At 68.3% G+C, this 12199-nt stretch carries 11 protein-coding genes; 5 read left to right on the top strand and 6 right to left on the bottom strand.

The features are described from left to right. Positions 1-31: 31 nt before the first annotated feature. Positions 32-346 (bottom strand): HPF/RaiA family ribosome-associated protein, encoded by a 315-nt coding sequence (locus RCO27_RS02435; RefSeq protein WP_309001045.1) that lies wholly within the window; start codon positions 344-346, stop codon positions 32-34. A 110-nt stretch (positions 347-456) separates the two neighbouring features. Between RCO27_RS02435 and radA the strand changes: the two genes are divergently transcribed. The 3 genes from radA to cysS all read left to right on the top strand — a co-directional run bounded on the left by radA (position 457) and on the right by cysS (position 3851). Then, on the top strand, positions 457-1830 hold the full coding sequence (gene radA / locus RCO27_RS02430) for a DNA repair protein RadA (protein WP_309001044.1): 1374 nt from the start codon (positions 457-459) through the stop codon (positions 1828-1830). 177 nt (positions 1831-2007) lie between these two features. After that, positions 2008-2541 carry a CvpA family protein gene (locus RCO27_RS02425; protein WP_309001043.1) on the top strand — a complete coding sequence of 178 codons (534 nt, stop codon included), beginning with the start codon at positions 2008-2010 and terminating at the stop codon, positions 2539-2541. After that, a complete protein-coding gene (gene cysS, locus RCO27_RS02420; RefSeq protein ID WP_309001042.1) occupies positions 2538-3851 on the top strand; it encodes a cysteine--tRNA ligase in 1314 nt (437 codons plus the stop codon). Before RCO27_RS02425 ends, cysS begins: the two co-directional genes overlap by 4 nt. Positions 3852-4181: 330 nt before the next feature. On the opposite strand, the gene aguB is transcribed toward cysS, so the two are convergent. From aguB to RCO27_RS02405, 3 genes are all read right to left on the bottom strand, one after another. After that, positions 4182-5030 carry an N-carbamoylputrescine amidase gene (gene aguB / locus RCO27_RS02415; protein WP_309001041.1) on the bottom strand — a complete coding sequence of 283 codons (849 nt, stop codon included), beginning with the start codon at positions 5028-5030 and terminating at the stop codon, positions 4182-4184. A 129-nt stretch (positions 5031-5159) separates the two neighbouring features. Continuing rightward, positions 5160-6140: an agmatine deiminase family protein gene (locus RCO27_RS02410; protein ID WP_309001040.1), complete on the bottom strand. Its 981-nt coding sequence runs from the start codon at positions 6138-6140 to the stop codon at positions 5160-5162. Beyond that, complete coding sequence (locus tag RCO27_RS02405; RefSeq protein WP_309001039.1) at positions 6137-7807, bottom strand: M28 family metallopeptidase; 1671 nt, start codon at positions 7805-7807, stop codon at positions 6137-6139. The genes RCO27_RS02410 and RCO27_RS02405 overlap by 4 nt, the downstream gene beginning before the upstream one ends. A 122-nt stretch (positions 7808-7929) precedes the next feature. On the opposite strand from RCO27_RS02405, the gene RCO27_RS02400 reads away from it, so the two are divergent. Beyond that, positions 7930-9903, top strand: a complete 1974-nt coding sequence (locus RCO27_RS02400) for a S9 family peptidase (protein WP_309001038.1) — start codon at positions 7930-7932, stop codon at positions 9901-9903. A 56-nt stretch (positions 9904-9959) separates the two neighbouring features. Here RCO27_RS02400 and rpsD read toward each other — a convergent pair whose 3' ends face one another. Continuing rightward, positions 9960-10574, bottom strand: a complete 615-nt coding sequence (gene rpsD, locus RCO27_RS02395) for a 30S ribosomal protein S4 (RefSeq protein ID WP_309001037.1) — start codon at positions 10572-10574, stop codon at positions 9960-9962. 187 nt (positions 10575-10761) lie between these two features. Between rpsD and RCO27_RS02390 the strand changes: the two genes are divergently transcribed. Then, positions 10762-11073 (top strand): chorismate mutase, encoded by a 312-nt coding sequence (locus RCO27_RS02390; protein ID WP_309001036.1) that lies wholly within the window; start codon positions 10762-10764, stop codon positions 11071-11073. On the opposite strand, the gene RCO27_RS02385 is transcribed toward RCO27_RS02390, so the two are convergent. After that, positions 11037-12149, bottom strand: coding sequence for a TrmJ/YjtD family RNA methyltransferase (locus tag RCO27_RS02385; RefSeq protein WP_309001035.1), 1113 nt, complete (start codon positions 12147-12149; stop codon positions 11037-11039). The two genes, RCO27_RS02390 and RCO27_RS02385, sit on opposite strands and share 37 nt — an antisense overlap. Positions 12150-12199: the final 50 nt, after the last annotated feature.

The following is a 12199-nucleotide window of genomic DNA, read 5'->3' as shown; positions in this document are numbered from 1 at the left end:
GATGTGGCGGGCCGCGCGGCCAAGCGCAATCTCAATGCGCCTTCTGCTTTTCCAGCGCGTGGGTGAGGGCGCGGGCCGCCTTGTCGGCCGCAGCGGTGACGGCGATGTCGATCCGCGCCGCATCGGCGTGGACCGCGACCGGCGCGTGGCCGTTGGCCCGCGCCTCCAGGCTGACGCGCTTGTCGCTGTCGCCGCCCTTGGTTCCGTTGACGTCGGCGACGTGGACCGAGACATGGGAGAGCCGGTCGGAAAAGCGCTTGAGCTTCGCGCGGACGCGGTCCTCCAGCCGGGCATTGGCGTCCGCATCGCTCTTGATCTGGTTGTCGGTGCTGATCTGGACGAACATGCCTGCCTCCACGCTGGTTACGATTGTGAGGACAATGCGCCGCGCCGCCCGGCGTTCCCTGTGCCGATTCCGGCTGGATGTTCCGCATATGTTTCACTAGTCTCTCGGCCATGGCGAAGCTCAAGACCCGCTATGTCTGCCAGCTCTGCGGTTCGGTGAGCCCGCGCTGGGTGGGGCAGTGCCCGGATTGCGGCGAATGGAACAGCCTGGTCGAGGATGCGGCCGGGGTGGTGACGCCCTTTTCGGCCAAGCATGACCTGAGGAGCGGCGGACGCCGGGTCGAGCTGACCGGGCTCGATGCCGAGGCGGTGCTGCCGGCGCGCATCTCGACCGGCATCGCCGAGCTGGACCGGGCGCTGGGCGGCGGCGTCGTGGCGGGCTCGGCGACGCTGATCGGCGGCGATCCGGGGATCGGCAAGTCGACCCTGTTGCTGCAAGCGGCCGCGAAGGTCGCGTCGCAAGGCGCTGTCGTTGCATATATTTCCGGCGAGGAAGCGGCCGATCAGGTGCGGCTGCGGGCGCGCCGGCTCGGGCTCGGCGCGGCGCCGCTCAAGCTCGCGGCGGCGACCTCGGTGCGCGACATCCTGACCACGCTCGGCGAATCGGCGCCGCCGGCACTGGTCGTGATCGATTCGATCCAGACCATGTATTCGGACCTGATCGAAGGCGCGCCGGGCACGGTGAGCCAGGTCCGCGCCTCGGCGCACGAGCTGATCCGCTTCGCCAAGGAGAGCGGGGCGGCGGTCGTGCTGGTCGGCCATGTCACCAAGGACGGCGCGATCGCCGGGCCGCGCGTGCTCGAGCATATGGTCGATACGGTCCTGAGCTTCGAAGGCGAGCGCAGCCATCAGTACCGCATCCTGCGTGCGGTCAAGAACCGCTTCGGCGGCACCGACGAGATCGGCGTGTTCGCGATGGAAGAAGGCGGCCTGGCCGAGGTCGCCAATCCCTCCGCGCTGTTCCTGACCCATCGTGGCGAGGCGGTGCCGGGCGCGGTCGTGTTTCCGGCGCTCGAAGGGACCCGGCCCGTTCTGGTGGAAATCCAGGCGCTTACGGTGCGCCTTGCGAGCGGGGCCACACCGCGCCGCGCCGCCGTCGGCTGGGATTCCGGACGGCTGGCGATGATCCTCGCCGTGCTGGAGGCGCGCTGCGGGCTCAGCTTCTCGACCGCCGAGGTCTATCTGAACGTCGCGGGCGGCTACCGGGTGACCGATCCTGCCGCCGATCTCGCCGTCGCCGCGGCCCTGGTCTCGGCGCTGGCCGAGCGCCTGGTGCCGGCCGAGACGGTGGCGTTCGGCGAGGTCGCCCTGTCCGGCGAGCTCCGGCCCGTCGCCCATGCCAATCTGCGCCTCAAGGAAGCCGCCAAGCTAGGCTTCGAGCGCGCGCTCGTGCCGGCCGCGGTCGGTGGCGGGAAGGACATGCTGACGCTCTCCGGTTACAAGACGCTCGGACAACTCGTCGACCATCTGCTCGGGCGCGGTTGAAGATCATCCGATCCCGCTCATCCTGAGGGGGCTGAGCTTGTCGAAGCCCCGTATCGAAGACCGGTCGGAGACTCTCTGCGTCCTTCGATACGCCGTTTCGACAAGCTCAACGGCCACTCAGGATGAGTGTAAAATTGTGGTTTGAACGAAGCTCGTCCTCCTTTAGGCACGCTCCCCATGGGTCTCACCATGCTCGACATCGTCGTCCTGCTGCTGGTCGGGGCGGGCCTCGTCTTCGGCTTCCTGCGCGGCTTCGTGGCGGAGGTGCTGTCGCTGTTCGCCTGGATCCTGGCGATCGTCGCGCTGCGCTATTTCTACGAACCGGTGGAGCGGCTGCTGGCCGGGCCGATCGGGACGGAATCGGGCGCCGCGGCGCTCGCCTTCCTGCTGGTGTTCGGCCTCGTCTTCCTCGGCGGCAAGCTCGCCTCGCGCCGGCTGGGGACGCGGGTGCGCCAGTCGGTGGTCGGGCCGGTCGACCGGGTGCTCGGCGCCGGCTTCGGCGCCTTGAAGGGCCTGATCTGGGCGACCCTGCTCTATCTGCTGCTGAGCCTCGTCTACGACACGATCTGGGGCCGGGCGGCGGCGCGGCCGGACTGGATCAGCGAATCGCGCACCTATCACCTGCTCGAATCGAGCGGCGAGACGATCGTCGACCTGGTCGAGGCGCAGCGCGGCCCCGATCCCGAAGAGACTCCGACCAAAGCCCGATGACCGAGATCCGTCTCCACGACACGATGGCGCGCGAGAAACGCGTCTTCACCCCCGCCGATCCTGCGCGGGTGACGATGTATGTGTGCGGGCCGACCGTCTACAACCGCGCCCATATCGGCAATGCGCGGCCCGCCGTGGTGTTCGACGTGCTCGCCCGGCTGCTGCGCCATGTCTACGGGGCGGACAGCCTCGTCTATGCCCGCAACGTCACCGACGTCGACGACAAGATCATCGAGGCGGCGCGGGCGGAAGGCGTCGATCCGTCCGTGATCACAAAGCGTTACGAGGACTTCTATCTGGCGGATATGGGTGCGCTCGGCGTCCAGGCGCCGGATATCGCGCCGCACGCCGCGAGCCATGTCGGGCAGATGGTCGCGATGATCGCGCGGCTGATCGCGACCGGCAACGCCTATGAGGCGGACGGCCACGTCCTCTTCCACGTGCCGAGCGACCCCGGTTACGGCGCGCTCGGCCGGCGCGACCGCGACGCGATGATCGCCGGCGCCCGCGTCGAGGTGGCGGGGTACAAGCGCGACCCGGCCGATTTCGTGCTGTGGAAGCCGTCGGTGGACGGGGTGATCGGCTGGGAGTCGTCCTGGGGCCGCGGCCGGCCGGGCTGGCACATCGAATGCTCGGCGATGATCCGGGAGCATCTCGGCGAGACGATCGACATCCACGGCGGCGGGCTCGACCTCATCTTCCCCCATCACGAGAACGAGATCGCCCAGAGCCGCTGCGCGCACCAGGGCGCGCCGCTCGCCCGCTACTGGGTGCATAACGGCTTCCTGTCGATGGCGGGCAGCGAGAAGATGTCGAAGAGCCTTGGCAATGTGGTGACCGTCGCCGATCTGCTGGCTGAGGGGCACAAGGGCGAGGTGCTGCGCTTCGCCCTGCTCTCCGCGCATTACCGCCAGCCGCTCGAATGGTCCGACGCGCTGATCGCCCAGAGCAAGGCGACGCTGGATCGGCTCTATCGCGCGGTCGGCGAGGCCGGTGGCGTGGCGGATGAAGGCGTTCTCAATGCCTTGTCGGACGATCTTAACACGCCGCTTGCGCTTGCCAGGCTGTCGGCGATCGAGGATGGTGCCGTGCTGCGGGCCAGCGGCGCATTGCTCGGGCTGTTCGGCTCGGACGCGACGGGCTGGTTCCAAGGCGAAGGCGACGCGCGCATCGACGGCCTCGTCGCTGCACGTACCGAGGCCAAGAGGCGGAAGGATTTCGCCGAAGCCGATCGTCTTCGAGCCGAACTGGCGGCCGAGGGGATCGTGCTGGAGGATGGACCTCAGGGCACAACCTGGCGGCGGGCTTAGGATCGGCTAGGGCCAATCGACATTCAGAGCGAAGCCCCCTCTCCCCAGCGGGGAGAGGGCTGGGGTGAGGGGGTTCTGCGTCCCAGGATAACTCCGAATGCCCGACACCCTCACCCTGCCCTCTCCCTCGAGGGAGAGGGAAAGCAGGTGAACGTCTCTGAATGTCGATTGGCCCTAGCTTACCATACCGCTCATCCTGAGTAGCCGCTGAGCGAAGTCGAAGCGGCGTATCGAAGGGCGCACGAGCTATCCGATCGGTCCTTCGATACGGGCCTTCGCCAAGCTCAGTCCCTACTCAGGATGAGCGGTAGAAGAGTGAGGCGTTAGCTCTCAGATGTCCTCGACGATCCGTCCGTAAAACTCCGGCCGGCGGTCCCTGAAGAAGCCGAAGGCGGCGCGGTGGCGTTTGGCGGTGTCGAGGTCGAGGGTGGCGACGAGGGCGCCGGTCTCGTTCGCACCGAACTCCGCGAGGATGTCGCCCCGCTGGTCGCAGATGAAGCTGTGGCCGTAGAAGATCTGGCCGTCCTCGTTGCCGATCCGGTTGGCGGCGACCACGGGAACGACGTTCGACACCGCATGGCCGATCATCGCCCGGCGCCACAGCCGCGACGTGTCGAGATCGGGATCGTGCGGCTCGGTGCCGATCGCGGTGGGGTAGAACAGGATCTCGGCGCCCTGCAGCATCAGGCTGCGCGCCGTTTCCGGATACCACTGGTCCCAGCAGATGCCGATGCCGAGCGTCGCGTCCGGTGTCGGCCAGGTGCGGAAGCCGGTATTGCCGGGGCGGAAGTAGAACTTCTCCTGATAGCCGGGGCCGTCGGGAATGTGGGTCTTGCGGTAGACGCCCATCACCGCGCCGGCGGGGTCGATCATCGCGAGGCTGTTGTAGTGATGCGGCCCGTCCGCCTCGAAGAAGCTGGTCGGGATGTAGATGCCGAGCTCCGCGGCGAGCTTCTGCATCGCCAGCACCGCCGGATGGCGGTCGACCGGCCGGGCGTTGGCGAACAAAGCCTCGTCCTGGGTGCGGCAGAAATAGGGGCCTTCGAACAGCTCGGGCGGCAGCACCACTTGCGCACCCTTGCCAGCCGCCTCGCGCACCAGTTCGGAGACGTTGCGGATATTCTCTTGCGCGTCCTCGCCGAACGCGAGCTGGAGCGCGGCGACGGTGAGTTGGGTCATGATCAAAACCATCCGTTCATGTCGAGCGAAGTCGAGATACTCTTTCGAGCGACGGCGAGAATAGGACAAGCCTCGGCTTCGCTCGGCTCAGTCCCTCGACTTCGCTCGGGATGAGCGGTTAATAACTGTTCAGTCCAGCGCCGGCACCTGCTGGCTGATGCAGTGGAAGCTGCCGCCCCCGGTCAGGATGTGGTCGGCGCGATAGCCTGCCACATGCCGGCCCGGGAAGAGCGCAGCAATCGCCTCCACGGCGGCGGCGTCATTCGGCGCGCCGTAGACCGGGACGGCCACGGCGGCATTGCCGATGTAGAAGTTCATGTAGGAAGCCGGGATGATTTCGCCATCGCGCTCGACCTTGCCGGGCGAGGGCAGGGGGACGATTCTCACGCCGAACGCCTCGGCGCGGCGGCGGGCGTCCGCATAGACGGCGGCATTGGGATCGTCCGCAGTCGGCTCGGGAATGGCCAGCGTCCCTTCGGCGACGAAGCGGGCGAGGTTGTCGACATGGCCGTCGGTATGGTCGTTGAGGAGCCCGTCGCCGAGCCAGAGCAGGCGGTCCACGCCGAGATCGGCCCTCAGCCGGGCCTCGACGTCGGCGCGGGTCATGCCCGGATTGCGGTTGGGATTGAGCAGGCACTGTTCGGTGGTGACGGCGAGACCGGTGCCGTCGACGTCGATCGCGCCGCCCTCCAGCACCCAGTCGTGCGAGGCCGCGACCAGATCGAGCGTCTCGGCGAGTCTGAGGCCCACCGTGTCGTCGCCGGCCAGCTCGTATTTCCCGCCCCAGCCGTTGAAGCGGAAGCGCGCGGCGGCCGGGCCGGCGCCCGACAGCAAGATGATCGGGCCGGTGTCACGCAGCCAGATGTCGCCGAACGGCTCCTGGATGACGGTCGCGAACGGGGCGAGCGTCTCCGCCGCCGCGACGGAAGCGGGATCGGCCGCAACCAGCCGCACCTCCTCGCCCTTGCCCTCGGCATGGACGATGCGGGCGAAGGCGGCGACCTCCTCGCGGGCCGGCGCGAGATCGTCCTCCCACAGGTCCGCATGGCTCGGAAAGCCGATCCAGACGGCGTCGTGCGGCGCCCATTCGGGCGGCTGGCGGAGACTCATCGCAGCAGCTGCTCGGCGCGCGAGCGATCGCGGATGGCGCGGAACTCGTCGCCCTGGTTCCAGTTCGGCCAGGCCTCGCTCTCCGCGAGCTCGCGGCCGATCCGGTAGAGCAGGCGCACCTCGTGGACCGCGCCGTCCCAGTTCCAGGCGGGATCATATTCGTCGCCGGGCGCATGATAGCGGTTGGCGCGATAGTCTTCCTGCGCGGCGAGGCCGGCGGTGCGGCCGCCATTGACCAGGTCCGGCCCGAGCTTGGCATAGACCATCGGCACGCCCCGCTTGGCGAGGCTGAAATGGTCGGAGCGGTAGTAATAGCCCGCTTCCGGCGCCGGCTCGGGAGTCAGGGTCAGGTTCTCGGCTCGGGCCGCGCGCTGCAGATAGGCGTCGAGCTCCGACTTGCCGGCGCCGACCGCATAGGCGTCGCGGGCGTCGCCCGCCAGCTGGAGGCTGTCGATGTTGATGCCCCCGGCGGTGAGCGAGAGCGGGTAGATCGGATTGGCCGCATAATAGGCCGAGCCGAGCAGGCCCGATTCCTCGGCGGTCACTGCGACGAACACCTGGCTGCGCGACGTGGCGCCGGTGCGGGCATTGGCTTCGGCCAGCGCGACGAGCGCCGCGGTGCCGCTCGCATTGTCGGTGGCGCCGTTGCAGATCCGGTCCTCGCCTGTCCTGAGCGACGCCGCAGGCGGCGTCGAAGGGCCCTCCTCGCGGCAGATGCCGAGATGGTCCCAATGGGCGGTGTAGAGGACATATTCGTCGCCGCGCGACGTGCCGGGCAGGATCCCGACGACGTTGCGCGAGGCGAAGCGGCGGACCTGGTTGTCGAGCGTGACCGAGGCGCGAAGGCCGGCGAGCGGCACCGCGCGGAAGCCGCGCTGCGCGGCGGCGCGGCTGAGGGCATCGAGGTCCTGCCCGCCCGCGGCGAGCAGGCGACGGGCGGCGTCGTGGCTCAGCCAGCCGTTCATCGCGGTCTGGTCGGCGCCGTCGTTCGGCGTCTGCATATAGGGCTGGGGGCCGGTCCAGCTGTTCTCGACGACGTTCCAGCCGTAGGAGGCCGGCGCGGTGTCGTGGACGATGAGCGCGGCAGCGGCGCCCTGCCGGGCGGCCTCCTCGAACTTGTACGTCCAGCGGCCGTAATAGGTCATCGCCCGGCCGCCGAAGGGGCCTTCGAGACCGGACGCGCTCCAGTCCGGGTCATTCACCAGGATGACCACCGTCTTGCCGCGGACGTCGACGCCTTCATAGTCGTTCCAGCCGCGCTCCGGCGCGTTGATGCCGTAACCGACGAAGACGATGTCGCTGTTCTCGACTGCCACGCGCGGCTGGGCGCGATAGGAGGTGCCGACGAAATCGGTGCGGTAGGCGAAGGCGGTCGGCGCGCCGCTCCCGCCGGCGATCCGGAGCTGCGGGCTGCCCTGCAGCGTGATCTCGACCAGCGGCACATCCTGGAACCAGCTGCCGTTGTTGCCCGGCTGCAGCCCGGCCCGCTGGAACTCCTGCGCGATCAGCTCGACGGTGCGCGCCTCACCCTGGGTGCCCGGCGCGCGGCCCTCGAACGCGTCGGACGAAAGCTGCTGCGTCACCCACTGCAGCGTCTCCCGGGAGATCTGCGGCTGGGCGAGGGCGGGCGAGCTCAGCAAAACGGCGATGAGGGCGAGGCGGCGCATCGGATCGATTTCCCGGCGTGGAGGTCGACAAGGCCGGGCTTTTGGCAGCCTCGAGGCGCTTCCGCAACCTTGCGCCCGGTGGAGACTTCGGCCATCAAGCCATAGAAATAGGAGGGGGCTCCATGCGAATTCGTCTTGGCGGTTACTTGCTGCTGCTCTTGGCCATGCCCGCCGCGCTCTTGGCGCAGGCGCCCGATATGGCCACGGCTTTTGGTGCGCGCGAAAGCATCGAAAGCATCGCGCTTTCGCCCAACGGGCGCCGGCTCGCCTATGTCGCGCCGGCCGATGGGCAGGCGTCGCGCCTCTACACCGTCGATCTCGACAGCGGGGACTCGCGCGTCACCACCGCCGCGGACGGGGTTCGCCAGCGGCTCGGCGGGTGCGGCTGGGTCTCGGATGCGCGGCTGCTCTGCACGGTCTTCGGGCTCACCGACAGCCCCGGCGAGATCGTCTCGCTCAGCCGGCTCGTCGCGCTCGACAGCGACGGCGCCAACATCCGCGTGCTCGGCCAGACCGACAGCTTCTACCAGCGCTACGTCAGCCTGTGGGGCGGCAACGTCATCGATTGGCTGCCCGGGCAGAACGGCGCGGTGCTGATGGGGCAGAATTTCGTGCCGGAGCGCCGCCAGGGCACCAATATCGAGCGGCGCGAGAACGGCTATGGGGTGGTGCGGGTGGACACCGCCAATCTCTCGACCCGAACGGTCGAGACGGCGCGGCTCAATGCCGCCCGCTATGTTTCCGACGGTCACGGCACGATCCGGATCATGGGCATGCGTCCGCCGCGCGGCGAGACCGGGATGATGGGCGACGTGATCAACTATTTCTACCGGGCCGCCGATTCGGAGGAGTGGCGCCCCCTTGGCCAATATACGGAATCGACCCGGGAGGGCATGAGTCCGGCCGCGGTCGATCGCGCGCTCAACGCCGCCTACGTCTTCCAGAAGCTGAACGGGCGCATGGCCCTGTACCGGCTTGCGCTGGACGGCTCCGGCCGGCGCGAGCTGCTTGTCTCGCACGACACCGTCGATGTCGCCGGGCTGCTGCGGATCGGCCGCGGCGGGCGGGTGATCGGCGCCTCCTACGTCACCGAGACGCGTCAGGCGGTCTATTTCGATCCGGAGCTGCAGCAGCTCGCCGCCCAGCTCGGTCGGGCGATGCCGAACCTGCCGCAGATCCGCTTTATCGATTCATCGGAGGATGAAAGCCGGCTGCTGATCCTCGCCGCGAGCGATCGCGATCCGGGCCGCTACTTCCTCTACGACCGCGGCACGCGCCAGCTCAACGAGATCATGCTGGCGCGGCCGCAACTGGAGAACGTCACCCTGGCCGAGGTGCGCGCCGTCTCCTACCGCGCCGCGGACGGGACGACGATCCCGGCCTATCTGACGCTGCCCCCGGCCGGCAGCGGCCGCGGATTGCCGGCGATCGTCCTGCCGCATGGCGGCCCGGAGGCGCGCGACGAATGGGGGTTCGACTGGCTGGCGCAATATTTCGCCAATCGCGGCTTCGCCGTGCTCCAGCCCAATTTCCGGGGGTCGGCCGGCTATGGCGACGACTGGTTCCGCGAGAACGGCTTCCAGGCGTGGCGGACCGCGATCGGCGACGTCAACGATGCCGGACGCTGGCTCGTTTCGGAGGGGATCGCGAATCCTGCCAGGCTGGCGATCGTCGGCTGGTCCTATGGCGGCTATGCGGCGCTGCAGGCGAACGTGCTCGACCCGCAATTGTTCAAGGCGGCGGTGGCGATCGCGCCGGTCACCGATCTCAACCTCCTGAAGGAGGAGTGGCGGCGCTGGACCAGCTTCGCGGCGATCCGCGACTTCGTCGGCAGCGGCCCGCACGTCCGCGACGGCTCGCCTGCGGAGAATGCCGCGGCGATCCGCGTGCCCGTGCTGCTCTTTCACGGTGATCTCGACAGGAATGTCGGCATCGGCCAGTCACGGCGCATGGAAGGCCGGCTGCGCGAAGCGGGCGGGCGGGTCGAGCTGGTGGCCTATCCGGGGCTCGATCACCAGATCGAGGATTCGACGGCGCGGGCGGACATGCTGCGGCGGAGCGATGCCTTCCTGCGCACCACGCTCGGCCTGGAATGAGAAAAGGCGGCTCCCCGCAGGGAACCGCCTTTTCTGATCGCGTCTGACCGACAGGATCAGCGCGAGTAGAATTCGACGACCAGGTTCGGTTCCATGCGGACCGGATAGGGCACCTCGTCCAGCGTGGGCACGCGGGTGAAGGTGACCTTGGCGGCGCCGTCGGGGGCGACATATTCGGGGATGTCACGCTCGGCGAGGCTCTGCGCCTCCATGACCAGCGCCATTTCCTGCGCCTTGGAACCCAGCGTGACCTCGTCGCCGACGTTCACGCGGCGCGAGGCGATGTTGCACTTGACGCCGTTGACGCGGACATGGCCGTGGCTGACCAGCTGGCGCGCGGCCCAGATGGTCGGCGCGAACTTGGCGCGGTAGACGACCATGTCGAGACGGCGCTCGAGCAGGCCGATCAGGTTCTGGCCGGTGTCGCCCTTCATCTTCGACGCGTCGGTGTAGGCGCGCTTGAACTGCTTCTCGGTGACGTCGCCGTAATAGCCCTTGAGCTTCTGCTTGGCGCGCAGCTGGATGCCGAAGTCCGACATCTTGCCCTTGCGGCGCTGGCCGTGCTGGCCGGGGCCGTATTCGCGCTTGTTGACCGGGCTCTTCGGGCGACCGAAGACGTTCTCGCCCATCCGGCGGTCGAGCTTGTACTTGGCGCTGCTGCGCTTCGACATAATGAAACTCCAATTCGCGTTATCATGATCCCTGGAACCGCACCGCCGGACCGTGTCATCCGGCGCGGCCACCGCTTCACCAGGGGTGCGGGGCCAATTGCGAAGGCGGGCACATGGCCGCGCTCGCGCGGAAAGTCAACCTCGACAGGGCGCGCCGTGTCGTTAAAGGAGCGCCATGACCAATGCCATGACTGAAGAACGAGTGAAGCCGGCGGCGTGCGAGACCATGGCCGAGGTGCGCTACGGCATCGACCGGCTCGATGAGCAGATCGTCGCGCTGATCGGCGAGCGTTTCCGCTACATGGACGCCGCCGCGCGGATCAAACCGCATCGCGACACGGTGCGCGTCGAATGGCGCAAGGCGCAGGTGATCGAGAATGCCCGGAGCCACGCCCGGGCGGCCAGCGTGCCCGACGAGGTGATCGGCGATATCTACGAGCGCCTCGTCGAGGGCTCGATCGCCTACGAGTTCGACCGGTTCGACGAACTGCGCGGCTGACGCAGCCGGCCTTCCTCCAGCGCCCGGACGATGCCGCGCATCGCCTGCACCTCGCGCGCCGACCAGCCGGCCTTGGTGACGATGGTGCGGATGGTGTTCTGGGTCGCCGGCGTGCGATCGGGCGGGTGGAAATAGTCGGCCGCCTCGAGCGCGTCGAAGAGTTGTCGGATCAGGCCTTCGAGGTGGACATGCTCGGCGCGCGGCTCGGCCTGGTCGCCCAGGGTCGGCACGGCGAGCGTCTGCAGCTTCGACCACTCATAGGCGAGCAGCATCACCGCCTGGGCGAGGTTCAGCGAGCGGAACTCGGGATTGACCGGCACGGTGACGATCTTGCTCGCGATCGCGACCTCGTCGGTCTCGAGGCCCGATCGTTCGGCGCCGAACAGGATGGCTGAGGGGCCGGCGTTGGTCTGGACTTCGCGCGCGGCTTCCTCCGGCGAGACCACCGGTACGACGAGGCCGCGTTTCCTGACCGTGGTCGCATAGACGAACGGGCAGTCCGCCACCGCCTCGGCGACGGTGTCGAACACCTGTGCCTGCTCCAGCACGATGTCCGCGCCTGAGGCGGCAGGACCTGCGCTTGGGTTCGGCCACCCATCCCGCGGGGCGACGAGGCGCATGTCGGTGAGCCCGAAATTGAGCATCGCCCGCGCCGCCTTGCCGATATTCTCGCCGAGTTGCGGGCGGACGAGGACGATGGCGGGGGGCGTTGCTTTCCGCGGCATCCCCAATTCCGCTTTTCCCGAGCGAAGTCGAGGGACTAAACCGAGCGAAGCCGAGGCTCTTTCGGCGCGCTCACCAGGCGGGATCGCAAGTCGCTTCAGCCGATCCCAATTCTCGGCGATCAAGGCCTCCTTCTTCGCACGCGACCAGCCCTTGATCTTGGTTTCCGCCGCTTGCGCCTCGGCGCGGGTCGGGAAGTTGTCGGCCCAGACCAGTTCGATCGGGCGGCGTTCGTAGGTATAGCCGCGAATGGCGCCGCTTTGATGTTCGGCGACCCGTCGGTCCAGATCGTCGGTATGGCCGGTATAGTAGCTCCGGTCGGCGCAGTGGAGGATATAGGTCCAGAAACTCATGTCTGCCCGCTTAGGGCCTCGGCTTCGCTCGGCCTAGTCCCTCGACTTCG

This window comes from Sphingosinicella sp. LHD-64, from assembly GCF_031157375.1.
Lineage (GTDB): Bacteria > Pseudomonadota > Alphaproteobacteria > Sphingomonadales > Sphingomonadaceae > Allosphingosinicella.
This window is presented reverse-complemented; position numbering and strand designations above follow the sequence as displayed.